Source organism: Pseudoduganella sp. S-14 (assembly GCF_049913285.1).
Classification (GTDB): domain Bacteria; phylum Pseudomonadota; class Gammaproteobacteria; order Burkholderiales; family Burkholderiaceae_D; genus Rugamonas.
Map to the genome: position 1 here is coordinate 287,833 of NZ_CP183991.1, position 23,575 is coordinate 311,407.

Here is a 23,575-nt window from a genome sequence, read left to right on the forward strand (position 1 = left end):
GGAGTTCATGAACCTTCTGCCCATCCTGATTGCCGGCCTGGCCGGCAGTGTGCATTGCGCCGGCATGTGCGGTGGCATCGTCAGCGCGTTCAGCGTTGGCGGGCCGCCCGCCGCGCCGTCGCGTGCTCGCGTGATCCCGATTGCGCGCACGGGCACGGGTGGAAGTGCCGCCATGACTTGGGCCGGCGCCAATGCCGGCGCGCTCGGCCACGTGCTGGCCTATAACAGCGGGCGCATTGGCAGCTATATGCTGGCTGGTGCAATTGCGGGCGGGATCGCGGGCAGCATCGCCAGCCTGGCACACATGGCATCCGCGCAGTTGATCGCCTACTGGATGGCTAACCTGATGCTGGTCGCCATGGGCCTCTACCTGATGGACGCCTGGCGCGGCCTGGCCCGCGTGGAGGCTGTGGGCGGCATCCTGTGGCGCCGCGTGCAACCGATGGTCAAGCCCCTGGTTCCAATGGATACGCCGTGGAAGGCGCTGGCGCTCGGCGGCCTGTGGGGCTGGGTGCCTTGTGGCATGGTGTACAGCATGCTGCTGACAGCCATCCTGACCGGCTCCGCACTGGATGGCGCCCTGGTGATGGGCGCCTTCGGCCTGGGCACGCTGCCGATGCTGCTGGCGATGGGCATGGCGGGCGCAAAGCTGCGTGAATACCTGCAAAAACGCTCGGTGCGCGTGGCCTGCGGCCTGCTGGTGCTGGGCTTTGGCATTCTGGGCCTGGCACGCGCGGCCAGCGGTGGGCAGCATGCGTGGTTCGATGCGCTTTGCCTGACGGTGCAGCCATGATGATGAACGAAATTGCGGCATGCTTCCATTGCGGCCAGCCAGTCGCTGCAAGCGCCAACTGGCATGTGAACATCGAAGGCGTCGAGCGCGCGATGTGCTGCCCTGGTTGCGCGGCTGTTGCGCAGACCATCATCGATATCGGCCAGACCAGCTATTACCGCGAACGAAGCAGCTTCGCCGCGCCGGGCGAGGTGGGCAGCGCGGCGGCGCTGGTGCCAGCCGCGCTCGCACTGCCGGAAGACGATCCGAACATCATCGACGACGGCGATGCGCGCGAAACGACCTTGCTGGTGGAAGGTATCCGCTGCGCCGCCTGCGTGTGGCTGATCGAGCATCGGTTGCGCCAGGTCGATGGCGTGCAGCAGGCCAACCTGAACGTGGCCACGGAAAAGCTGTTCCTTCGCTGGCACAAGGATAAAACTGCCGCTGCGGCATTGCTGGAAGCGGTGCGCAGCATCGGCTACAACGCCTGGCCTTACGACACCACGCGGCACGATGCGCAACTGCAGAAAGCCAGCCGTACGCTGGGCCGCCAGCTTTTCGTGGCCGGCCTGTCAATGATGCAGGTGATGATGTACGTGGCGCCGGAATACATGGCCAGCGACGATGGCACGCTGGATGCCGGCATGGCAAGCTTGATGCGCTGGGCCAGCCTGCTCCTGACGCTGCCCGCCATTGCCTACTCCGCCCAGCCCTTCCTGAAAGGCGCCTGGGCCAGCCTGAAGGCGCGCGTGCTGGGCATGGATGTGCCGGTGGCGTTGGGCATCATGGCCGCCTTCGTCGGCAGCGTCGTATCGACCTTCCGTGGCCGCGGCGAGGTGTATTACGACTCGGTCACCATGTTCATTTTTCTTCTGCTGGCCAGCCGCTACCTGGAAATGGTGGCGCGCCGCAAAGCAGCCAGCGCCTTGTCGCGCCTGCGCCATGGCGTGCCGGAGATGGCGCAACGCCTCGCTGCATGGCCGGATTTGCGCGATGCCACCACCGTGCCCGCCAGCGCGCTTGCCGCCGGCGACCACATCATCGTCAAAGGCGGCGAGGCCGTGGCGGCAGATTGCGTGGTGGTGGAAGGCAGTACGGCTGTCGACCTGTCGCTGCTGACCGGCGAGAGCGCCCCGCAGCGCAAGACGGTCGGCGATACGATTCCCGGCGGCGCGGTCAACGCAGGCAGCCCGGTCGTACTGCGCGTTGAGAAGCCGGCGCGCGAAAGCACCCTGGCCGGCCTGCTCAAGCTGATCGAGCGCGCCGGCAGCGCCAAGCCGCAAATTGCACAGTGGGCGGACCGTACCGCCTCCTGGTTTGTCGCTGCGCTGCTGCTGTTCGCGGCGGCCAGCTTTGGCTTCTGGACTTGGCATGACGCAGCGCGTGCGTGGCCGGTCGCGATTGCGGTACTGGTGGTGTCCTGTCCGTGCGCCTTGTCGCTGGCGACTCCCTCGGCGCTGGCAGCGGCGACCGACCGCTTGCTGGGCAAAGGCGCCTTGGTCGTTCAGCCGCATGTCCTCGAGACTTTGCACCGCGCCACGCATATCGTGTTTGACAAGACCGGCACCCTGACTGAAGGCCGGCCGACAGTGCAGGGAGTCGACGCGATCGACGGGGCGCGGATCATCGGCATCCTGCGCGTGGCGGCGGCGCTCGAAACTGGCAGCGCGCACCCGATTGCGCGCGCCATCAGCGCTGCGGCCGACGCGCATGGCGCTGGCGCGGCTGGCGCCACCGGCCTGCAGGAACTGGCGGGGCAGGGCATGGAAGGCATGGTGAATGGCGTTCGCTATCGCCTCGGCAGCGCGGCATATGTCGCCGGCATCGCCGGCGGCCCGGTACCGCGATTGGGTCAGGCCTTAGCGGCTGGCGCTGCGGATGCCATCGACGGTTCGCCGATGACGACCGTGTGGCTGGGCATGCAGGGCCGTTGGCTGGGACGTTTCCGCATTTCCGACGCAGTGCGGGCCGACGCGCGGCGGACGGTTGAATTTTTCCAACAGCGCGGCAAGGAAGTGGTGCTGCTTAGCGGCGACCAGCAGGCGCTGGCAGAAAGCGTGGCGGGACAGTTGTGCATCACGGAGGCGATCGGCGACTGCCTGCCGGACGAAAAGCTGGCTTATGTGCAGTCGCTGCAAGCGCGCGGCGGCGTGGTGGCCATGGTCGGCGACGGCATCAATGACGCCGCCGTGCTGAGCGTGGCCGATGTCTCTTTCGCAATGGGCAGCGGGGCAACGTTGGCACAAGTGCATGCCGACTGCGTACTGCTCGACGCCCGCCTGCCGCTGCTGACGGAAACCGCCCGTAGCGCGGACAAGACCATGCGCGTGATCCGCCAGAACCTGGCCTGGGCCACGCTGTACAACATTGTTGCCATTCCGGCGGCGGCCTTCGGTGTGCTGAACCCCTGGCTGTCCGGCGTTGGCATGGCGGCCAGTTCCGCCATCGTCGTTCTCAATGCGCTCCGTTTGCGCAGAGGTTAAAAAAATGGAATCACTTTACCTGCTCATACCCATCAGCGTCGGCCTGGTTTTCGGCGCGCTGTGGTTGTTTTTCAAGGCCTCGGATGATGGCCAATTCGACGACATGGTTGGCCCGGCCATCCGCGTTTTGCAGGACAACGACCGGATTTGATCCACGTCATGTTTTTTTGAAGTGCTCCTCGGTAACCTTTGACATATCTCATCAAAGTGTCTGCCTGGAGAATTCAAAGTGGATCAATCACTGGACTACAACTACAAGGTCGTGAAGCAGTTCGCGATCGCCACCATACTGTGGGGCGTTGTGGGCATGCTGGTCGGCGTCATCATCGCCGCCCAACTTGCCTGGCCCGCCCTGAACCTGGACATTCCCTGGCTGACCTACGGTCGCCTGCGTCCCCTGCACACCAATGCAGTGATTTTCGCCTTCGGCATCAGCGGCCTGTTCGCCACTTCGTACTACGTGGTGCAGCGCACTTGCCAGGCCCGTTTGTTCTCCGACAAGCTGGCAGCCTTCACTTTCTGGGGCTGGCAAGCCGTGATCCTGGCCGCCGTGGTCACCCTGCCAATGGGTTTCACCCGCGGCAAGGAATACGCTGAACTGGAATGGCCCATCTCGATCCTGATCGCCCTGGTGTGGGTCAGCTACGCGGTGGTCTTCTTCGGCACCATCGTCAAGCGCAAGGTCAAGCACATCTACGTGGCCAACTGGTTCTTCGGCGGCTACATCCTGGCGGTGACCCTGCTGCACGTGGTGAACTCGATGTCGATGCCGGCTTCGCTGTTCAAGTCCTACTCCATGTACAGCGGCGTGCAGGACGCGATGATCCAGTGGTGGTACGGCCACAATGCGGTGGGCTTCATCCTGACCGCCGGCTACCTGGGCATGGTGTACTACTTCATTCCAAAGCAGGCCGAGCGTCCGGTGTACTCCTACAAGTTGTCGATCGTGCACTTCTGGGCGCTGATTTTCACCTACATGTGGGCGGGTCCGCACCACCTGCACTACACCGCGCTGCCTGACTGGGCGCAGTCGCTGGGCATGGTGTTCTCCCTGATCCTGCTGGCGCCAAGCTGGGGCGGCATGATCAACGGCATGATGACCCTCTCCGGCGCATGGCACAAGCTGCGCACCGACCCGATCCTGAAGCTGATGATCGTGTCCCTGTCCTTCTACGGCATGGCCACCTTCGAAGGCCCGATGATGTCGATCAAGACCGTCAACGCACTGTCGCACTACACCGACTGGGGCATCGCCCACGTTCACGGCGGCGCACTGGGCTGGGTGGGCTTCATCACCATGGGCTCGATCTACTACCTGATCCCACGCATGGCCGGCCAGACCAAGATGTACAGCACCAAGCTGATCGACCTGCACTTCTGGGTCGCCACCATCGGCGTCGTCCTGTACATCGCTGCGATGTGGATTGCCGGCGTGATGCAGGGCCTGATGTGGCGCGCAGTGAATGCCGACGGCACCCTGACCTACACCTTCGTGGAAAGCGTCAAGGCCACCTATCCGTACTACGTGGTGCGCTTCATCGGCGGAACCCTGTACCTGGCCGGCATGTGCATCATGGCCTACAACGCCTGGATGACCCTGAAGGGCCGCGAAACGACGCGTGCACGCATCCCTGAATTGAGCATGGCCGCCTGAGTGGCAACTGATCGGAGTAGAAGATGAAATTTTCCCATGAATGGATTGAGAAGAACCCCTGGCTGCTGATCGCACTGGTCACGTTGGTGGTGTCGGTTGGCGGCGCGGTGGAAATCATCCCGCTGTTCTTCCAGAAGTCGACCACGGAGCCGGTGGCGGGCCTGAAGCCTTACTCCGCGCTGCGCCTGACCGGCCGCGACATCTACGTGCGTGAAGGCTGCTACGTCTGCCACTCGCAGATGGTGCGTCCGTTCCGCGCCGAGACCGAGCGTTACGGCCACTACTCGGTGGCAGGCGAGTTTGTGTATGACCGCCCGTTCCAGTGGGGCTCGAAACGCACTGGTCCCGACCTGGCGCGCGTTGGCGGCCGCTACTCCGACGAGTGGCACCGCACCCACCTGAACAATCCGCGCGACGTGGTGCCGGAATCGAACATGCCTAACTATCCGTGGCTGGCGCAGAACAAGCTGAAGCCGGAGGACGTGGTGCCGAAGATGCGCGCGCTGAAGCGCATGGGCGACCCGTACACGGAAGAAGAAATCGCCGCCGCACCGGCCGAACTGGCCAACAAGACGGAAGAGGATGCGCTGGTGGCTTACCTGCAAGGCCTGGGCACCCTGATCAAGACGAGGAACTGAAATGGAAAACTTTTTTGGCAATGCGAGCAATGTGATGACGGTGATTTCCTTCCTCACTTTCCTCGGCATCGTATGGTGGGCCCAGCGCGGCAACTGGGAAGAAGCAGCCAAGCTGCCTTTCGCTGACGAGGAGAAGGACCATGGCTGATTTCACCAGCGAATTCTGGAACCTGTACGTCGTCGTCCTGACCGTCATCGGCATCGTCGGCTGCGGCGTGCTGCTGTGGTCTCAGTCCTCCGTCAAAGGTTCGGCCCTGAAGTCGGTGGACGGCAAAGTCGGCACCACCGGCCATATCTGGGACGAAGACCTGACCGAGCTGAATACGCCCATGCCGCGCTGGTGGATGTGGCTGTTCTACCTGACCATCGCCTTCGCCATCGGCTATCTGTGGCTGTATCCAGGCCTGGGCAGCTACAAGGGCTCGCTGGGCTGGACTTCCGCCAAGGAGCACAAGGAAGAACTGGCCAAGGCCGAGAAGGAGTACGGCCCGCTGTTCGACAAATACAAGGGCCAGGACCTGAAGGCTGTTGCGGCAGACCCGCAGGCGCACGCCATCGGTGAACGCCTGTTCCTGACCTACTGCGCACAGTGCCACGGTTCCGATGCGCGCGGCAACAAGGGCTTCCCGAACCTGGCCGACAAGGACTGGCTGCATGGCGGCGATCCCGACACCATCAAGCTGACCATCATGAAGGGCCGCCACGGCGTGATGCCTCCGATGGGTGCGGCAGTGGGTTCGGAAAAGGATATCGAGAACGTCGCGCAGTATGTCCTGAGCCTGTCGGACAGCACGCACGACCCGATCAAGTCCGTCATGGGCAAGTCGAAGTTCAGTGCCTGCATGGCCTGCCACAGTGCAGGCGGCAAGGGCAACCCGATGCTGGGTGCGCCCAACCTGAGCGACAAGACCTGGCTGTACGGCGGCAGCGCCGAGACCATCATGGAAACCATCCGCAAGGGCCGCAATAACACCATGCCTGCCTTCGAGGACTTCCTCGGCGAAGGCAAAGTGCATGTGCTGGCAGCCTACGTTTGGGGCCTGTCGAACCCTCCAGTCACCGCGATGAAGTAGCAAAAAAGGTAGTTGTATGAATGCCCCCGCACCACAAGTCATCAAGATGTACGCCAAGCGCGAGGATATCTTCCCGCGCGAGGTGAAAGGCCATTACCAGAACCTGCGCTGGATCTGCCTGATCCTGACACAGCTGGTTTTTTACGGAGCGCCCTGGCTGCAATGGAATGGCCGGCAGGCCATCCTGTTCGACCTGATGACGCGCAAGTTCTACATCTTTGGCCTGGTCTTGTGGCCGCAGGACTTCATCTACCTGGCGGCCATGCTGATCGCCTGTGCCTGGGGCCTGTTCCTGGTCACGGCGGTCGCCGGCCGCGTATGGTGTGGGTTCTCTTGCCCGCAGACGGTCTACACCGAAATGTTCCTGTGGATCGAACGCAAATTCGAGGGTTCGCGCAGCGCCCAGATGCGCCTTGCGAAAGAATCCTGGACCTTCAACAAGATCTGGCGCAAGGGCGGCAAGCACGCCGCCTGGTTGCTGCTGGCCTTGTGGACCGGCTTCACTTTCGTCGGCTATTTCTCGCCGATCGGCACCCTGGCGTTTGAAGCGCTGACCTTCAACTTCGGCCCATGGGAATGGTTCTGGGTCGGTTTCTACAGCCTGGCCACCTACGGCAATGCTGGCTGGCTGCGCGAGCAGGTGTGCAAGTACATGTGTCCATATGCCCGCTTCCAGAGCGCGATGTTCGACCGCGACACGCTGATCATCACCTACGACGAAAAGCGCGGCGAACCACGCGGCCCGAAATCGGAAGGCTCCTGCATCGACTGCTCGCTGTGCGTGCAGGTTTGCCCGACCGGCATCGATATCCGCAAAGGCCTGCAGTACGAGTGCATCGGCTGCGCCGCCTGCATCGACGCCTGCGACATCGTGATGGACAAGATCGAGCAGCCGCGCGGCCTGATCCGCTACAGCACCGATCGCGCCATGGCGCAGGGCTTGAGCGCGAAAGACATCCGCAAGCGCGTGATGCGTCCGCGCGTGATGTTGTACACCGGCGGACTGCTGCTCTTCATCGTCGCAGTGTTCACCACGCTGGCGTTGCGCACGCCGCTCAAGATGGACGTGATCCGCGACCGTGGCTCGATGGGCCGTGAGGTGGAGAACGGCATGATCGAGAACGTGTACCGCCTGCAGATCATGAACACCACGGAGCAGGGCCATACCTACCGCATTCGTGCCAGCGGCATCGATACGCTGCAGGTTGCCGTGCCGGACACCGTGGAAGTAGGCCCGACCGAAACCCGTGCCGTACCGATTCGCCTGCGCGCGGAGCACGGCAAAGGCACCACTGGCTCGAACAAGATTGCGATTGAGCTGACGGCGCTGGATGATCCATCGCTGGCCGTCAAGGAAAAAGCGGTATTCATCGTACCGCGCTAAGGAGATTGAAATGAATGCTACCGTCGCCCCCGCCGACGCTGCCCCCTGGTACACCCACCGTTGGCCGTGGCTGTTGATGCTCGGCCCAGCCGTTGTGGCGGTGGCTGGCATCGCCACCAGCTATGTCGCCTTCACCAGCCAGGACGCGCTGGTGGTGGGCGACTACTACAAGCAGGGCAAGGCGATCAACCAGGACTTGCGGCGTGACCGCGCGGCCGCATCCCTCGGTTTGTCGATCGGCCTGCGCTACGACGCAGCGGAAGGGCTGCTGCGCGGCCATGTCGGCAGCAGCAAGCCGCTCGCGGACGAGATACTGTCCGTGCGCCTACAGCACGCCACCCAGCCGAATCGCGACATGGTGCTGATGGCCCGCCCCGATGCAGCCGGCAACTTCAGCGTGGCGCTGCCGATGCTGGAGCGCTCGCGCTGGCAAGTGCTGGTCGAGGGCAAGCAGCGCGACTGGCGCCTGGAAGGCGTCTGGCAATGGCCAGTAGAACGCGAAGTGGCGATCCGCGCCGACGTTGGCACTACGCCCGGCACGGCGCGCTAGCCGACCAGGTATTCGCGCGCCAGTGCACGCGCCCGGTGCAGGCGGCTCTTGGTAGCCGCCGTCGTCAGGCCGAGTTCCTGCGCAATCTCCGCAATGCTCAGCTCCTCGAAGTCGCGCAGCAGCACAATCTGCAGGTAGTCGCGCGGCAGCGATTCCAGCGCCTGCACCAGTTCCGTCCGCAGGCCTGCATCATCCTGCGATGCCAGCCATTGCTCGGCGCGCTCCTCGTCATACGGGTCGTAGTTGATGGCGCGCCGCCCCAGCCGCCGGCACTCGCGCTGCACGACCTTGAACAGCCAGCCGGAAAACGCCGCCAGCACCTTCAGCGAAGACAGGCGGCGCGACATCACCAGCAGCACCTCCTGCACCGCATCATCGACGTCGCTGATCAGGCAATTGCGCTGCGCATAACGGCGGATGTCGGGCTGGCACACCGCCAGCAGCCTGGCCAGTGCCTGCGGATCGCCGCTGTGGGCTGCCTGCAGCACCGGCTGGTGCTGTTCAAGAAGTGCCATTACCGATTCGCCTTATCCAGTTTGCGGCCCACCATGGCGCAGGCCGGGCAGAAGCCAAACAGACCTGACAGCACGATCCCCGCCGCCGACAGCGCCACGACCGTGCCCCACAGGCCGCCGAGGGCCAGGACTGCCCAGGCCACCACGGCCAGGCCGACGATCACGCGCAGGGCGCGCTCCCAGGTTGGTACATTTTTAACATAGAACATTTTGCACTCCTTTCGCAATGGGAGGGAAATTCCTCACTTGCTAAGAGGGGGCGATTCCGGATTTGGATTCGCGGTTACCAAAATAAATTACACTAGCCAGCAGCCCCCTCGCCCAAAGGACGTCGATGAAGCCTCTCGGGATCAATGTGAAGGTCGCTCTTGCCACCAGCATCACGTCCATCGTGATGATCGCCGTGGTGACCGTATTGCAGGCGCAACGCCTGCGCGAGGACTTCACCAAGGTACTGTTTGCGCAGCAGGATGCCCTGATCACCCGCACGGCCGAAGACCTGGACGACAAGCTGACTACCCTGCTGGACGTCATCGCCCAGTCGGCGCGCAAGCAGCCTCGCAGCCTGATGAACGACCCCGCCGGCTTGCGCAACTGGTACGAGGAACGCGCCATGCTGTCGATGTTCGACGACGTCATCGTGATCGATGCCGCCGGCAGCGTGGTGGCAGATGTTCCCCATATTACCGGACGGGAAAAGGTCTCGGTCGCCGACCGCGAATACTTCAAGAAAGTGCTGGAGACCCGCAAGCCCATGATTGCGGGACCGATCAAGAGCCGCGTCAGCGGCCAGCCCATTGTGCAGATGGTGGCGCCCATCCTGGACGACCGCGGCAAGGTGGCCGGCGTACTGGCTGGCGTGCTGCGGCTGTACAAGGACAACATGCTGGGCCACCTGCGCACCGCCAAGGTAGGCAAGACCGGCTACTACTTCGCCGTGACGCTCGGCGAGCCGTCAATCTACGTGGTGCATCCCGAAGCCAGCCGCATCCTTCAGCCGCGGGCGCCGAATGCCAATCCGGCTACGACGCGCGCGATGAAAGGGGAGTTCGAGGGCACCGTCTTCAGCACCAGTGCCGCCGGGGTGCCGGGCGTCAGCAGCTACAGGCGGCTGAAATCCACCGACTGGCTGCTTGCCTCCATCCTGCCGGTGAATGAAGCTTTTGAGCCTTTCGAAGGCGTTCTGCTACATATGCTGGCATGGGGCGTAGCGGCGTCAGTGGTCGCCGCGCTGCTGATCGGCTGGATCACGCTCTACCTGCTGGCGCCAGTGGCGAAGCTGCGGAATGCGATCCAGGACCTGCGTGCCGCGCCTGGCGCGTTCACCCCGATTCCCGTCACCCGCAAAGATGAAGTTGGCGAACTGACGGAAGCATTCAACAGCCTGATGCAGGAGCGCCAGGCAGCGGAAGCCCACTCGCAGACCCTGATGGCGGAAGCCGGCCTGCGCGCGGAGGAGCTGGAGCAGGAGCGCGACCGTGCCGAGGCAGCCAATCGCGCCAAGAGCGACTTCGTGGCGAATATGAGCCATGAGATCCGCACGCCGATGAACGCCGTGCTGGGGATGGTGTATTTGCTCGGGAATACCTCGCTCAGCGCGCAACAGCGCAAATACCTGAACATGATCCGTACTTCCGGGCAGTCCTTGCTGGGCATCCTGAACGACGTGCTGGACTTTTCCAAGATCGAAGCCCGCCGCATGGAACTGGCGCCGATCGACTTCGACCTGGACGAGGCGATGGCGACCCTGGCCACCACCATGACCATGAACGCCGGAGACAAGGAGCTGGAACTGGCCATCGTGGTGGCGCCGGACGTGCCAACCCTGCTTCATGGCGATGCGCTGCGACTGCAGCAGATCCTGACCAACCTGGCCAGCAACGCCATCAAGTTCACCGAGCAGGGGGAAGTGGTGGTGTCGGTGAAAACGGCGGTGCGGGTGGCCGACCGTGCGCTGATTTGCTTCGAAGTCCGCGACACCGGCATCGGCATGACGGAACAGCAGACGGCCCAGTTGTTCCACGCCTTCTCGCAGGGCGACGAGAGCATCACCCGCCGCTTTGGCGGCACAGGCCTGGGCCTGGCTATCACACGCCGCCTAGTGGAACTGATGGGTGGGCAGGTGCAGCTTCAAACCGCACCGGGCGACGGCAGCACCTTCTCCTTCGAGCTCTGGTTCGGCGTGCTGCCGGAACGCGCCGCAGCGCGACGCCTGCCGACCATCGGGCCGCTGAACGTGCTGGTAGCGGACGATAACAGCACCAGCCGCACCATGATCGCCCAACTGTTGCGCGCCTGGGGCTGGGATGCGGACGAAGTCGATAATGGCGAGGCAGCCCTGCAGCGTTTTCAGGAACGGCTATGCGGGCCCCACCCTTACGACGTGGTGCTGACCGACTGGCACATGCCGGGATCGGACGGCTATGCCTCGGCACGCGAAATCAGGCGGGCGGCCGAGGGCCACCGCCAGCCTATCGTGGTCACCATCAATGCTTTCGCGCGCGCGCAGGTCGACGATATCGCCAGCACCCCGGAAGCGGATGCGGTACTGGTCAAGCCGATCACGGCATCGAGCCTGTTCGACGCCCTGCACCAGGCGCTGGCGGCGACCAGCGGAGCCGAAGATGCTTCTGCGTCGGCTTCCGCACTGGGCAACCGGCTGCGCGGCGCGCATTTCCTCCTGGTGGAGGACAACCTGCTGAACCAGGCCGTGGCACGCGGCATCCTGGAACTTGCCGGCGCAACGCTCGACGTGGCGGGCGACGGCCAGCAGGCGGTCGATATCCTGCAGGCCAGCGCCAGCCGCTATGACATCGTGCTGATGGATATGCAGATGCCGGTGCTTGATGGTTTCAGCGCCACGCGCATGATCCGCGACGAGCTGAAACTGGACCTGCCAGTGATAGCGATGACCGCAGGCGTGCTGGCTTCCGAACGCCACCGCTGCACCGAGGCCGGCATCACTGACTTCATCGCCAAGCCGGTAGTGATCGAGGAGATGATGGCGGTGATAGAGCGCTACCTGCGCAAGCCTGCGGGCAGCGCGCCCGCTGCGAACGATGCCGGCACGGCGCCCTCGGAGCAGGCGCCGTCCGAGCAGGTATTCAGCATGGACAGCCTGATGCGCGTGATGGGCAAGGATCAGAAGGGCCGGGCGGTCATGTTCAAGATGGTGCGCGGCGCGCTGGAAGGCGGCCTGCAGCCCATGGACGATGCGGATGCGGCAGTGCTCGCGGGCCGGCCCGGCGAGGCGGCACGCATCCTGCACAGCCTGCGCGGCGCGGTCGGCGTGCTGGGGGCGAAACGGTTGGTGAAGGCCACGCTGGACGCCGAATCGGCAATCCGGGTCGGCAATCCAGACAAGCTGCCCGACATGCTGGCTGCCGTGCGCTACGAACTGGAGCAGGTGCTGGCGCACGGGCGCCGCTGGCTGGAGCAGGAAGACCGCTAGCTGTCGCGCCGGTTCAGGTAGGCGCCGGCAGCCAGGCCCGCCCCGAAGGCCAGGTACACCATCAGCAGCGAGGGGCGCGACAGGCGCTCCTCGAATCCTGGGCGCAGCCGGTGCGGCGTCAGCTGGTAATCGGTGAAGCAGGCTACAGCGCTTGCCGCCGCTGCGACAGTGGCGGTGGTTGCTGCCTCCTTCTTGTCGAGTGTCTTGCAGCAGGACTTTTCGAATAGCGCGGCCCAGAACATTGACGCACCGTGGTGGATCAGGTATCCGACCACCGTGTACTTGAGCGTAGGCTTGTCGACGCGCATCGCCTTGTTGCCCCAGAGCCAGTGGCTGACGGCATTGACACCTGCAAACATGCTGCCGGCTTCGCGTTTGCCGCAGGCGGCCAGCACCAGCGTCGAGGCAAGGCTGGCCAGTGCGCCGGGCAATACGCTGTGCTTGAGCGCAGTGCTCCAAGTGTCCATGGCGACTCTCCTTTTTCGTGTAATGTCCGAGGACGGGGGGAGGAGCCAATGCGGGTGCTGCTGACCGGCGCTACAGGGTTTATCGGGTCGCGTGTTGCGGCGGCCTTGCTGGCGCGCGGTCATGAGGTTATTGCTGCCGGGCGGCATCCCAGCCGCGATCATCGCATGGGCTTTGTTCCTGCAGACTTCGTCCACGATACCGAAAAAGCTGTGTGGGCGGCGCGCCTCAAGGGCGTGGATACGGTGGTGAATGCGGTGGGTATTTTTCGTCCGCAAGGCGCAGCTTCTTTTACGACTGTGCATGAGGCGGCGCCGCGCGCGCTGTTCGCCGCCTGCGCCGAGGTGGGCGTACGTTATGTGGTGCAGGTGTCGGCGCTTGGTGCCGATGCCGGCGCGCGTTCGGCCTTCCATGCGAGCAAGAAGGCGGCCGACGATGCACTGGCTGCGTCGCAGCTGAACGGCTGCATCGTCCAGCCCTCGCTGGTCTATGGTGCGGAAGGTGCCAGCGCGCGCATGTTCCGCATGCTGGCCGCCATGCCGCTCGCGGTCCGGCTGGGCAGCGCGCCGCAGCTGGTGCAGCCGGTCCATATCGACGATGTCGTAGCCGCTATCGTTATCCTGGTCGAGCGGGGAGCCGGCGAGCGTCCTGCAACTGGCGCCGGCGTGGCGCGCCTGGCGCTGGTTGGCCCGGAGGCGCTGCCATTCGTAGATTATTTGCGCACGTTGAGGGAAGCGATGGGCCTGGGCCGGTGGCGTTTGCCCGTGCTGCGGCTGCCGGATTGGCTCGCGCGCTGCCTGTCGCGCGTTGCGGGCATGCTTCCAGGCAGTCCACTCGACCACGAAGCGCTTGCGATGCTGGCGCGCGGAAATACCGCTGACGCCGCCCCCCTGGCTGCATTGCTGGGCCGCCAGCCGCGCGCGGTACGCGACTTTATTTCCCAGCCGGAGGCTACGCGCAGCCAGGCCCAGTTCGACTGGCTGCTGCCCTTGCTGCGTGCGAGCATCGCCGCCGTGTGGATCTGGACTGCCATCGTATCGGCCGGCCTGTATCCGGTCGCCGACAGCTACACCCTGCTGGTCCGCACCGGCGTGCCGCAAATGCTGGCGCCGCTGATGCTTTACGGCGCATCCGCGTTCGACCTGGCCTTCGGCGTGGCTACGCTGGCATGGCCAGGCCGCAGCCGGCATTGGCTATGGCTTGCGCAGATCGCCCTGATCGCCTTCTACAGCATCGTCATCGCCTGGCGCCTGCCTGAATTCCTGCTCCACCCCTATGGCCCAATCAGCAAGAACCTGCCCATGCTGGCCGCGCTCTGGATGCTTTACGAAATGGAGAAACCGTCATGCAATACCTGACCGTAAAATGGCTGCACGTCCTCTCTTCAACGCTGCTGTTCGGCACAGGCATCGGCTCCGCGTGGTACCTGCTGTTCGCGGTGATCAGCAAAAATGTGCAGGCAATCGCCGTCGTCACCCGCATCCTGGTGATTGCAGACTGGCTGTTCACCGGCGTTACCATGATCGCCCAGCCGGCGACCGGCTTTTACCTGATCCACCTCGCCGGCTTTCCGATGCAGACGCCCTGGATCAAATGGTCCGTCGTGCTGTTCGTGATCGCCTTGCTGTGCTGGCTGCCTGTTGTCTGGCTGCAGATGAAAATGCGCGATATCGCGGCGGAAGCGATGCAGCAGGCGGCCCCGCTGCCGGCCCAGTTCTGGCGCTACTTCCGCGCCTGGGTCGTGCTTGGAATTCCGGCTTTCTTCGCCTTCATCGCCGTGTTCTACTTGATGGTCGTGAAGCCAGCCTGGGGATAGATCGCCTGGCCGCGCTCCAGCATGGCGACGAACTCGCCAATCCGTTTGGCCCGCGTTTCAGCGCGCTTGGCCTGGTGGGTGCGGAACAGGATCGAATAGCGGTTCTGCGAGCTAAGCTTCGAGAAGTTCGCGCGCGCCTTTGCGCTGGCATCCAGCGCTGCCTGCAAATCGGCCGGCACTTCCGCCGCACTCCATGAGTCATACGCTGCTTCCCAGCGGCCGTCCTGTTTGGCGCGCTCGACTTCCGCCAGCCCGGCAGGCTGCATCAGCCCTTTTTCGACCAATGCTGCAACCTTGTCGCGGTTAACCTTGGACCAGATGCTGCGCTTGGCGCGCGGCGTGAACTTTTGAAGCCAATATTGCTCATCGATGCTCTTCTTCTGGCCGTCGATCCAGCCGAAACACAGCGCCACATCCAGCGCTTCCGGGTACTGGACCGATGTTTCCGGCGCCTCTTTCTTGGCGATCTTCATCCACACGCCGGGCGAGGAGGAATGCTGCTTCTGCAGCCACGTCCACCATGCTTTTCCGGTGGCAAACAGGCGCTGCTCCAGTTCGACTTTGGTGCTCATAACTTGACCTTTCGTGCGACTTCGACAAATGCCTTGGCGGCCGGCGATGCCTGCGCAAGGTTACGCAATGCCAGTCCGACGCGGCGCCGCACTGGCGGCGAGAAGGGGCGCACTGCGATGTTCGGATGGCTGGCAGCCAGGTCGATCGGCAGCGCCAATTCTGCCATGCCCGACACGCCATCGCCGCGCCCCACCATGCCCAGCACGGTCAGCACCTGCGACATGCGGTAACGGACCTGCGGGCACAGGCCCTGTGCGGCAAACAGCGGTTCGATCAGGGTCGAGCAGCCTGCATCCGGCATGATGAAGGGTTCGTGCGCGAGGTCATGAGCGCTAACAGACTTCTTGGCCGCCAGGCGGTGGCCTGCCGGCAGCAGCGCCACCATCTGGTCCTCCACCAGGTCGACGGTGTCGAAACGGTCGTCAGGCTGCTGGATAAAGCCGATGTCGACGCGGCGATCGAGGATCCATTGCAGGGTGTCGTCGTCCGTGCCTTCGTCGATGCGCACTTCGATGCCGGGGTAGCGCTTCTGGAAGACGTCGAGAATGGCCGGGATCAGCTTGAGCGAAGAGGTCGGGCCGAAGGAGCCGATGCGCAGCAAGCCCTTATTCAGGCCGCTGGCTGCCGACACTTCCTGCCGCATCGATTCCGCCAAGCCGAGGATCTCACGGGCGCGCACCAGCAGGCGCTGGCCCAGTTCCGTCACGTCGGCCGTGGCGCCTTGCCGTTCGATGAGCTGGGCGCCCAGCTCCTGCTCCAGCGACTTGACGGCATGTGAGATAGCGGACTGGCTCACGCCAAGCCGCATGGCGGCGGCGGTGAACCCGCGCAATTCCGCCACCAGGGCGAAGATTTCCAGTTGGGTGAACGTCATGAGTATTTACTCATTTTTCTATGAGTCTGGATTAGCATTAATGTATAACCTCCTTCACTGACACGCAAGGCCCACTGCCATGATCTACCTGAAACTGATCGCCTGCACCCTGATCTGGGGCGGCACCTTCATCGCCGGCCATATTGTCTCGAATGCATTGCCCCCGCTGACGGCAGCCTCCATCCGCTTCTCGATTGCCGCTGCGCTGCTGCTGGTGCTTGCCTGGAAACGGGAAGGCGGCCTGCCTAAACTCTCGATGCAGCAATTGGGCGCGACCGCGGCCTTGGGCCTGACCGGTATCTTCCTGTACAACTTCTGCTTCTTCTCTGCGCTCGGAAAAATGGAAGCCAGCCGCTCGGCCCTCTTCATCGCGATGAATCCGATCGTGACCGCGCTGGCCGCTGCCGCGGTGCTGCGTGAGCGCCTGAACTGGCAGAAATGGGCGGGGATTGGCATCGCCTTTATCGGCGCTACCGTGCTGATTACGCGCGGCGAGCCGATGGCAGCCCTGCATGACATCAGCCAGTCGATCGGCATCGGTGAATTGATGATGCTGGGTGCGGCTTCGTGCTGGGCAGCCTACACCCTGGTCGGCCGCGCCGCGCTGAAAGGCTTGTCGCCGATCGCCGCCACCACTTACGCTTCGCTGTGGGGCCTGGGCTTCCTGCTGATCACTGCTTCGCGTGAATTGCCGAACGTGGCGTGGGCATCTCTGGGCTGGCAAGTGTGGGTGTCGGTTACCTACCTGGGCGCTTTTGGCACCGTGGTGGCCTTCGTGTGGTGGTACGAGGGCGTGAAAGCCCTTGGCCCGGCACGCACGGCGGTGTTCAACAACCTGGTGCCGGTATTCGGTGTGTCACTCGCGGCACTGATGCTGGGCGAGCAGGTGATGGCGTCGATGATTGCCGGCGGCCTGCTGGTGGCCACCGGTGTGACGATCACAAATCGATAATCCAGCGCTGATCAGGCGTAGCGCAGCACGTCACCCAGTGGGCGGCGCGGCTTTTGCGGCCAGTTGCCCTGGGCGGCGTGGCCGACGGCGACCAGCATGACCGGTACTTCGTTGCTATCCAGGCCAAAGGCGGCATGCACGGCCTGGGCGTCGAAGCCGGTCATGGCGCAGCTCGAGAGGCCCATGCCTTCTGCGGCCAGAATCATGGTCATCGCCGCCAGCGAGGCCGAACGCAAGGCCTCGTCGCGCTGGGCGCGTTCGTCGCCGTCCATCGAACCCTGCGCCATGCGGGTCCAGCTGTCGACAACGGGTTGGATAAGTATGCCTTTATCCACAGCCGGTTTCAGCGCTGCCGCCACCTGGTCGTGGGCCTTCAAGGTGCCGCTGATGATGAAGGTGACCGGCGCATCCACGACTTTCTGCTGGCCGAAGGACAGTTCGCGCAGCTTTTCCCGCGCCTCCTGCGAGCGCACGGCGATGAACTGCCAGTTCTGCACGTTGTAGGCGGAAGGCGCCAGCGTCGCCAGGCGCGCCAACTCCGCCACCTGCTCGTCGCTGACCGGTGCCGCTGGGTCGAAATAGTTGGCCGAGACGCGGGATTCGATCAGGTCCTTGATTGGGTTAGACATTACTTAGCCTCCTGCAGTTTGAGTTGAAGAGTGAGTACGCTGCCCAGCACCACGGCCAGGCCGACCATTGCGGTGCCGCCAAGCTTCTGCCCAAGCAGGATCCAGCCCAGGACTACGGCCGTCGCAGGGCTCAGCAGGCCGAGCGAGGACACAGCGACCGGCGACAGCTTGCTCAGGCCACGGAACCACAGCAGGTAAGCCACCAGGGCGCCGACGAAAGTCAGGTAGGCATAGCCAAGCACTTCACTGGTGGCCAACGATGCTGGCAGTGGTGGATCGGCCAGCAGCGCCAGCGGCGTGAGCATCAGGCCACCAAGCAGGAGCTGCCAACCGGCCAGTTCGACCACCGGCAAGCCGGTTTTCCAGCGACGCGCCAGCCAGGTGCCGACAGCCATGCTCAGGGCGCCGGCCAGGGCTGCGGCAACGCCGAGGGCATCCCAGCGGGCAGATGGCGACAGCAGCAGTGCGGCCATGCCGGCCACGCCCACTGCAGCGGCGCCGAGTGCGGCCCACTGCGGGCGGCGTCCATCCCAGCCCCAGGCCAAGCCCATGATGACGATTGGCTGGATCGCGCCCAGCACGGCTGCCAAGCCGCCCGGCAGGCGGTAGGCAGCGACAAACAGCAATGCCTGGAACGCGCCGATGTTCAGCGCCGCCAGCACGGCGACGCGCCACCAGAGATGGCGGGCCAGCATGCGGCCGGCGAACAGCACCAACAGCAGGCCGGCTGGCAGGGCGCGCACGGCGGCGGCGGTGAAGGGCCGCCCGGCGGGCAGGATTTCGGTGGCGACGATATAGGTTGAACCCCAGATGACGGGGGCCAGTGCGGTGATCGCGGTATCGGCTAAGGGGAATTTTTTCATGGCTGCAAAAGTATCTTGAAATCGAGATAAATCGGAGTATAGCAAATTTATCTTGAAGTCGAGATAAATTGTTATAATCGTCCCGATAGCTAACTGGAGACGGCTGTGGATAAAGTGGATTTAATCCTGGAGCAATGGGCACGCGAGATGCCCGCCCTGGACGTGGGACCGATGGGCGTGGTCGGACGCCTGAACCGCTGTGCAGCCCTGATGCGGCGCCGGCTCGACGCGACGTTCGAGCAATTTGGGCTCAGTAACTGGGAATTTGACGTGCTGGCGACCTTGCGCCGGTCTGGCGCACCTCACCAACTGGCGCCAACCGCCCTTTTTTCGCAGCTCATGGTGACATCCGGGACGATGACCCACCGCTTGCAAAGGCTGGAGGCGCAGGGCTGGGTGACCCGTGCGGCAAACCCGGCCGATGCGCGCAGCCTGTTGGTTCAGCTCAGCCCTGCCGGGCTGGAACTGATCGAACGCGCCGTGGCGGCGCACGTGGAAAATGAGAAGAACATCATGGCCCCGTTCGGGGTCGATGGCTCTGCCGCGCTGGACGCGCAGCTGCGCAAGCTGCTCGCTATGCTGGAGTCTTGAAGGCGCCGACCTGGGCGCCGATGCGCGCGCCCATGGCCTCGCCCAGCGCCTGCAAGCCGCTCAGCGGGCGCACCATCACCTCGAAATCGACGATCTTGCCCGAGTCGTTGAAACGAATGAAGTCGATGCCCTTGAGCTGCCTGTCACCGACGTTGGCGCTAAATTCCAGCACCACGCTCAGGCCATCGTCGGTCGCCAACTGACGGTGATAGGCGAAGTTCTCGAACACCTGGTAAGCCGTGTTCAATACCAGCACCACCGCCTCCCGGCTGGCGTAAGGCTTGTTTGCAATCGGCGAGCGGAACACCGCATCCGCATCGACGATGGAGGGCAGGGTGGACAAATCACCGCCGGCGATCATCTTGTGCCAGCGTTCGAGCGATTCCGTAACGGCCGGTTGCAGCAGCATGGGCTTACTCCTTAAATGGCGGCAGCCAGTCGGGTGCCTTGGTTGATGGCGCGTTTCGCATCCAGTTCGGCGGCCACGTCGGCGCCGCCGATCAGGTGTACTTTGCAGCCCGCGTCGAGCAGGCCTTGCTGCAGTTCGCGCAGCGGCTCCTGGCCGGCGCAAACAATCACATTATCCACCGGCAGAACGTGCTGCTGGCCTTCGACGGTCACGTGCAGGCCAGCGTCGTCGATGCGGTCATAGCTGACGCCCGACTGCATGTTCACGCGCTTGGCTTTCAGGCCAGTGCGGTGGATCCAGCCGGTAGTCTTGCCGAGGCCATCGCCAACCTTGCTGGTCTTGCGCTGCAGCAGGTGAACCTTGCGCGGCGAAGCTTCCACTTCCGGGGCGCGCAGGCCGCCGCGATCCTTGTAGCCATTGTCGATGCCCCACTCGGCGTAGAACTTTTCCGGCACCAGGCTGGCGCTCCTGCCTTCGTGGGTCAGGTATTCGGACACGTCGAAGCCGATGCCGCCGGCACCGATCACGGCCACGTTCTTGCCGACCGGGGCGCCATCGCGCAGCACTTGCAGGTAGCCCAGCGCCTTCGGATGGTCGATGCCGTCGATGGCCGGGGTGCGCGGGGTAACGCCGGTTGCCAGCACCACGTCATCGAAGCCGCCCGCAGCCAGGCCGGCCGCGTCGACACGGGTATTCAGATGCAGCTTGACGCCGGTCAGCTCGATCTGGCGGCCGAAGTAACGCAAGGTTTCATTGAATTCCTCCTTGCCAGGCACCTTCTTCGCCACGTTGAACTGGCCGCCGATTTCGCTGCCGGCGTCGAACAGGGTCACGTCATGGCCGCGAGAGGCTGCGGTGGTGGCGAAGCTCAGGCCCGCAGGACCGGCACCGACCACGGCGATGCGCTTGGCCTGCTGCACAGGAGCGATCACCAGCTCGGTTTCGTGGCAGGCGCGCGGGTTCACCAGGCAGGAAGTGATCTTGCCGGAGAAGGTGTGGTCCAGGCAGGCCTGGTTGCAGCCGATGCAGGTGTTGATCTCGTCGCCACGGTCTTCGCGCGCTTTCTGCATGAAGAAGGCGTCCGCCAGGAATGGGCGCGCCATCGACACCATGTTCGCCGCGCCGTCGGCCAGGATGCCCTCGGCCACTTCCGGCGTGTTGATGCGGTTGGTGGCAACCAGCGGGATGCCGACCTTGCCCATCAGGTTCTTGGTTACCCAGGCGAAGCCGGCACGCGGCACCTTGGTGGCGATGGTCGGGATGCGTGCTTCGTGCCAGCCGATGCCGGTGTTGAGGATGGTGGCGCCAGCTTGTTCCACCGCCTGCGCCAGCTGCACCACTTCGTCCAGGGTGGAGCCGCCTTCCACCAGGTCGAGCATGGACAGGCGATAGATGATGATGAAGTCCTTGCCCACGCATTCGCGCACGCGGCGCACGATTTCGACCGGGAAGCGCATGCGGTTTTCGTAGCTGCCGCCCCATTCGTCGGTACGCTGGTTGGTGCGGGCGGCGATGAATTCGTTGATCAGGTAGCCCTCGGAACCCATGATTTCCACGCCGTCGTAGCCGGCTTCGCGCGCCAGCACGGCGCACTGGGCGTAATCCTCGATGGTCGCGGCCACTTCTTCGGTGGTGAGTTCGTGCGGGGTGAACTGGTTGATCGGCGCCTTGATCGCGCTCGGGCCTACCAGTTTCGGGTGGTAGGCGTAGCGGCCAAAGTGCAGGATCTGCATGGCAATCTTGCCGCCTTCCGCATGCACCGCGGTGGTCACCTTGCGGTGCTGCGCCACTTCCTCGGTGGTGGTCAGCTTGGCGCCGGCCTTCCATGGACGTCCCGCTTCGTTCGGGGCAATGCCGCCGGTGACGATCAGGCCCACTTCGCCGCGTGCGCGCTCGGCGTAGAAGGCGGCCATGCGTTCAAAGCCGTCGACTTCCTCTTCCAGGCCGACGTGCATGGAGCCCATGATCACGCGGTTTTTCAGAGTGGTGAAGCCCAGGTCGAGCGGGGCGAGCAGGTGTGGGTAGCGGTTCATTGGCGTCCTCATTTATGCAACTGGTTGCATAAATATAGCCCGGTTGCCGCGTCTATGCAACTAGTTGCAGAGACAATGTGGCTTGTCCGCCTCGCGCTGCTGAGGCAAGATGGTGGCATCTTTTTCATTGTTTCCTGCCATGTCCTTGCCCCACGCGCTGTTGACCTCCCTGTCCGAGCGAGCCGGTTCCGGCTCGGAACTGGCCCGGCGCTTCGACAAATCGATCGGCTTTTTCTGGGCCGCCACCCACCAGCAGATTTATCGCGAGCTGGCACGCCTGGAGCAAGCCGGCTGGATCGAGTCACTGCCCGCCGAAACGGGCCGGGGCCGCAAACGCGCCTACCGCGTGCTGCCGGCCGGGACTGCAGAGCTTCGGCGCTGGGTTGCCGAGGCCGAAGATCCGCGCCCCCAACGCGACGCCCTCATGGTGCGGATCCGCGCCGAGGCGGCGATCGGCCCGGCAGGGCTGGCCGACGAAATGCGCCGCCACCTGGCACTGCATGAAGCGAAACTGGCCCTGTACAAAAGCTTCGAGCAGCGGGACTTTGCCAGTGAGTCCGATTCGCGCGAACGGAAGCTGCAATACGTGCTGCTGAAGGGCGGTATCGCGCAGGAGCAGCTGGCCATCAATATGGCGCGCGAGGCCTTGCGTATCCTGGAAAGCTGACCTGGATCATTTTCCCGGTGAGGCCAGGCGTCTAACATCCGGGCATGAACACCGAATACAAAGACCTCACCCAGGACATCTCTGCCAACCTGGCGCAACTACGCAAGACCCAGCCGGACGTCATGAAAGGCTTCAGCGACATGGGCAAGGCTGCCATGGCGGGCGGTGCGCTTGATCCCAAGACCAAGGAGCTGATCGCGTTGGCGGTTGGCGTAGCCGCACGCTGCGACGGCTGCATCGGCTTCCATACCAAGGCTCTGGCCCGCTTGGGCGCTACCGTCCAGGAGGTGCACGAAGCACTGGGCGTGGCGATCTATATGGGCGGCGGCCCGGTGGCCATGTATGCGGCAAATGCCGTAGCGGCCTACCAGGAGTTTTCGGAACTACAAAAAGTGTAGGCAGTGTTATGCTCCAGCTAAGGGATTGCCTGGAGATGAAATGCGTCGTCGCGCCGTGCTGGGTTTTGCGCTGTCTGGCCTGCTGCCGGCCTGGGTAGCTGCGCAAGCTTTTCCGGTGATGAACGTCTCCACCCTGGTGGGTGACGACCCTGCCGCCACCATTTCCGAACTGGTGCTGCGCGAAGCCTACCGGCGCATTGGCCGCACGCTGGTGGTGCACCAGTTGCCCGGCGAGCGCTCGCTGGTATACGCCAATGACGGCAAGATGGATGGCGAGCTTTATCGCAAGCTTGGCCTGGACCGCGATTATCCCAACCTCGTCATCGTTCCCGTTCCCCTGCTTACCTTCGAGCTCGTCATCTTTTCGCGCGGTACTTCATTCGTGGTCAACGGGTGGGAGAGCCTGCGCCCCTATACGCTCGGCTTTGTGCGCGGGAACAAGATCGCGCAAGAGAACACCAGGGGCATGAAGGTTGAGCCGGTGCCGACCATGCACCAGGCTTTCGAAAAGCTGATGATGGGGCGCACGGACCTGGTGCTGAGTCATCGCGCGTCGGGCATGGCTGTGGTGCGCAGCCAGAAACTGGAAGGCATTACCGTGCTGGAGCCGCCGCTGTCTTCCTTCCCGGTCTATCACTACGTGAACAGGAAGCACGCGGCGTTGGTACCGGAGCTGACGCGCGTGCTGAGGCAAATGCAGGGCGATCGGACCATCGAGCGCATCCAGAAGTCCATCCCGGGCAACTGAGCGGTAATACCACTCGGCGAATAGCCGAATGCTG

Annotated in this window: 26 protein-coding genes; 17 read left to right on the forward strand and 9 right to left on the reverse strand. The window is 63.9% G+C overall.

Annotated features, from left to right (window positions below; translation table 11 throughout):
• Positions 1-7: 7 nt before the first annotated feature.
• From ACN9MZ_RS01330 to ACN9MZ_RS01370, 9 genes are all read left to right on the forward strand, one after another.
• A complete protein-coding gene (locus ACN9MZ_RS01330; protein ID WP_426340549.1) occupies positions 8-793 on the forward strand; it encodes a sulfite exporter TauE/SafE family protein in 786 nt (261 codons plus the stop codon).
• Positions 790-3,258 carry a heavy metal translocating P-type ATPase gene (locus ACN9MZ_RS01335; protein ID WP_426340550.1) on the forward strand — a complete coding sequence of 823 codons (2,469 nt, stop codon included), beginning with the start codon at positions 790-792 and terminating at the stop codon, positions 3,256-3,258. Before ACN9MZ_RS01330 ends, ACN9MZ_RS01335 begins: the two co-directional genes overlap by 4 nt.
• A 4-nt stretch (positions 3,259-3,262) precedes the next feature.
• Positions 3,263-3,409: a cbb3-type cytochrome oxidase assembly protein CcoS gene (ccoS, locus tag ACN9MZ_RS01340; RefSeq protein ID WP_374581330.1), complete on the forward strand. Its 147-nt coding sequence runs from the start codon at positions 3,263-3,265 to the stop codon at positions 3,407-3,409.
• 78 nt (positions 3,410-3,487) lie between these two features.
• Positions 3,488-4,912, forward strand: coding sequence for a cytochrome-c oxidase, cbb3-type subunit I (gene ccoN, locus ACN9MZ_RS01345; RefSeq protein ID WP_426340551.1), 1,425 nt, complete (start codon positions 3,488-3,490; stop codon positions 4,910-4,912).
• Between the two features lie 23 nt (positions 4,913-4,935).
• Positions 4,936-5,550 carry a cytochrome-c oxidase, cbb3-type subunit II gene (gene ccoO / locus ACN9MZ_RS01350; RefSeq protein ID WP_426166821.1) on the forward strand — a complete coding sequence of 205 codons (615 nt, stop codon included), beginning with the start codon at positions 4,936-4,938 and terminating at the stop codon, positions 5,548-5,550.
• A 1-nt stretch (position 5,551) separates the two neighbouring features.
• Entirely contained in the window at positions 5,552-5,698 is a 147-nt protein-coding gene (locus ACN9MZ_RS01355) for a cbb3-type cytochrome oxidase subunit 3 (RefSeq protein ID WP_426166823.1), read from the forward strand.
• Complete coding sequence (gene ccoP / locus ACN9MZ_RS01360) at positions 5,691-6,623, forward strand: cytochrome-c oxidase, cbb3-type subunit III (protein WP_426340552.1); 933 nt, start codon at positions 5,691-5,693, stop codon at positions 6,621-6,623. The genes ACN9MZ_RS01355 and ccoP overlap by 8 nt, the downstream gene beginning before the upstream one ends.
• Positions 6,624-6,639: 16 nt before the next feature.
• Entirely contained in the window at positions 6,640-8,007 is a 1,368-nt protein-coding gene (gene ccoG, locus ACN9MZ_RS01365; RefSeq protein ID WP_426340553.1) for a cytochrome c oxidase accessory protein CcoG, read from the forward strand.
• Between the two features lie 10 nt (positions 8,008-8,017).
• Positions 8,018-8,557 carry a FixH family protein gene (locus ACN9MZ_RS01370; RefSeq protein ID WP_426340554.1) on the forward strand — a complete coding sequence of 180 codons (540 nt, stop codon included), beginning with the start codon at positions 8,018-8,020 and terminating at the stop codon, positions 8,555-8,557.
• Here ACN9MZ_RS01370 and ACN9MZ_RS01375 read toward each other — a convergent pair.
• Both ACN9MZ_RS01375 and ACN9MZ_RS01380 read right to left on the reverse strand, forming a co-directional pair.
• Positions 8,554-9,072: an RNA polymerase sigma factor gene (locus ACN9MZ_RS01375; protein ID WP_426340555.1), complete on the reverse strand. Its 519-nt coding sequence runs from the start codon at positions 9,070-9,072 to the stop codon at positions 8,554-8,556. The genes ACN9MZ_RS01370 and ACN9MZ_RS01375 overlap by 4 nt on opposite strands.
• Entirely contained in the window at positions 9,072-9,281 is a 210-nt protein-coding gene (locus ACN9MZ_RS01380; protein ID WP_426340556.1) for a YgaP family membrane protein, read from the reverse strand. The genes ACN9MZ_RS01375 and ACN9MZ_RS01380 overlap by 1 nt, the downstream gene beginning before the upstream one ends.
• A 125-nt stretch (positions 9,282-9,406) precedes the next feature.
• Between ACN9MZ_RS01380 and ACN9MZ_RS01385 the strand changes: the two genes are divergently transcribed.
• Positions 9,407-12,523: a response regulator gene (locus tag ACN9MZ_RS01385; protein WP_426340557.1), complete on the forward strand. Its 3,117-nt coding sequence runs from the start codon at positions 9,407-9,409 to the stop codon at positions 12,521-12,523.
• On the opposite strand, the gene ACN9MZ_RS01390 is transcribed toward ACN9MZ_RS01385, so the two are convergent.
• Positions 12,520-12,990, reverse strand: a complete 471-nt coding sequence (locus tag ACN9MZ_RS01390) for a hypothetical protein (RefSeq protein WP_426340558.1) — start codon at positions 12,988-12,990, stop codon at positions 12,520-12,522. The two genes, ACN9MZ_RS01385 and ACN9MZ_RS01390, sit on opposite strands and share 4 nt — an antisense overlap.
• A gap of 48 nt (positions 12,991-13,038) precedes the next feature.
• Between ACN9MZ_RS01390 and ACN9MZ_RS01395 the strand changes: the two genes are divergently transcribed.
• Both ACN9MZ_RS01395 and ACN9MZ_RS01400 read left to right on the forward strand, forming a co-directional pair.
• Complete coding sequence (locus ACN9MZ_RS01395; RefSeq protein ID WP_426340559.1) at positions 13,039-14,346, forward strand: SDR family oxidoreductase; 1,308 nt, start codon at positions 13,039-13,041, stop codon at positions 14,344-14,346.
• A complete protein-coding gene (locus tag ACN9MZ_RS01400) occupies positions 14,334-14,804 on the forward strand; it encodes a DUF2269 family protein (RefSeq protein WP_426340560.1) in 471 nt (156 codons plus the stop codon). Before ACN9MZ_RS01395 ends, ACN9MZ_RS01400 begins: the two co-directional genes overlap by 13 nt.
• On the opposite strand, the gene ACN9MZ_RS01405 is transcribed toward ACN9MZ_RS01400, so the two are convergent.
• Together ACN9MZ_RS01405 and ACN9MZ_RS01410 are read right to left on the reverse strand one after the other, a co-directional pair.
• The gene (locus tag ACN9MZ_RS01405; RefSeq protein ID WP_426340561.1) at positions 14,771-15,376 is read right to left on the reverse strand and encodes a YdeI/OmpD-associated family protein; all 606 of its coding nucleotides are present in this window, start codon (positions 15,374-15,376) and stop codon (positions 14,771-14,773) included. The genes ACN9MZ_RS01400 and ACN9MZ_RS01405 overlap by 34 nt on opposite strands.
• Positions 15,373-16,251 (reverse strand): LysR family transcriptional regulator, encoded by an 879-nt coding sequence (locus ACN9MZ_RS01410; protein ID WP_426340562.1) that lies wholly within the window; start codon positions 16,249-16,251, stop codon positions 15,373-15,375. Before ACN9MZ_RS01410 ends, ACN9MZ_RS01405 begins: the two co-directional genes overlap by 4 nt.
• Before the next feature lie 79 nt (positions 16,252-16,330).
• On the opposite strand from ACN9MZ_RS01410, the gene ACN9MZ_RS01415 reads away from it, so the two are divergent.
• Positions 16,331-17,203 carry a DMT family transporter gene (locus tag ACN9MZ_RS01415; protein ID WP_426340563.1) on the forward strand — a complete coding sequence of 291 codons (873 nt, stop codon included), beginning with the start codon at positions 16,331-16,333 and terminating at the stop codon, positions 17,201-17,203.
• Between the two features lie 11 nt (positions 17,204-17,214).
• Here ACN9MZ_RS01415 and ACN9MZ_RS01420 read toward each other — a convergent pair whose 3' ends face one another.
• Positions 17,215-17,832 (reverse strand): nitroreductase family protein, encoded by a 618-nt coding sequence (locus tag ACN9MZ_RS01420; protein ID WP_426340564.1) that lies wholly within the window; start codon positions 17,830-17,832, stop codon positions 17,215-17,217.
• Entirely contained in the window at positions 17,832-18,695 is an 864-nt protein-coding gene (locus ACN9MZ_RS01425; RefSeq protein WP_426340565.1) for an EamA family transporter, read from the reverse strand. The genes ACN9MZ_RS01420 and ACN9MZ_RS01425 overlap by 1 nt, the downstream gene beginning before the upstream one ends.
• A 147-nt stretch (positions 18,696-18,842) precedes the next feature.
• Here ACN9MZ_RS01425 and ACN9MZ_RS01430 point away from each other — a divergent pair, with 147 nt between their 5' ends.
• Complete coding sequence (locus ACN9MZ_RS01430) at positions 18,843-19,286, forward strand: MarR family winged helix-turn-helix transcriptional regulator (protein ID WP_426342983.1); 444 nt, start codon at positions 18,843-18,845, stop codon at positions 19,284-19,286.
• Here the strand turns inward: ACN9MZ_RS01430 and ACN9MZ_RS01435 are convergent.
• Both ACN9MZ_RS01435 and ACN9MZ_RS01440 read right to left on the reverse strand, forming a co-directional pair.
• The gene (locus ACN9MZ_RS01435; protein ID WP_426340566.1) at positions 19,270-19,695 is read right to left on the reverse strand and encodes a nuclear transport factor 2 family protein; all 426 of its coding nucleotides are present in this window, start codon (positions 19,693-19,695) and stop codon (positions 19,270-19,272) included. The genes ACN9MZ_RS01430 and ACN9MZ_RS01435 overlap by 17 nt on opposite strands.
• Before the next feature lie 11 nt (positions 19,696-19,706).
• On the reverse strand, positions 19,707-21,728 hold the full coding sequence (locus ACN9MZ_RS01440; protein WP_426340567.1) for an FAD-dependent oxidoreductase: 2,022 nt from the start codon (positions 21,726-21,728) through the stop codon (positions 19,707-19,709).
• Positions 21,729-21,867: 139 nt separating this feature from the next.
• Here ACN9MZ_RS01440 and ACN9MZ_RS01445 point away from each other — a divergent pair, with 139 nt between their 5' ends.
• From ACN9MZ_RS01445 to ACN9MZ_RS01455, 3 genes are read left to right on the forward strand one after another with little or no spacing between them, the layout of a single operon-like run.
• The gene (locus ACN9MZ_RS01445; RefSeq protein ID WP_426340568.1) at positions 21,868-22,395 is read left to right on the forward strand and encodes a PadR family transcriptional regulator; all 528 of its coding nucleotides are present in this window, start codon (positions 21,868-21,870) and stop codon (positions 22,393-22,395) included.
• Between the two features lie 44 nt (positions 22,396-22,439).
• Entirely contained in the window at positions 22,440-22,793 is a 354-nt protein-coding gene (locus ACN9MZ_RS01450; protein WP_426340569.1) for a carboxymuconolactone decarboxylase family protein, read from the forward strand.
• A 40-nt stretch (positions 22,794-22,833) separates the two neighbouring features.
• Complete coding sequence (locus ACN9MZ_RS01455; protein WP_426340570.1) at positions 22,834-23,541, forward strand: substrate-binding periplasmic protein; 708 nt, start codon at positions 22,834-22,836, stop codon at positions 23,539-23,541.
• Positions 23,542-23,575: the final 34 nt, after the last annotated feature.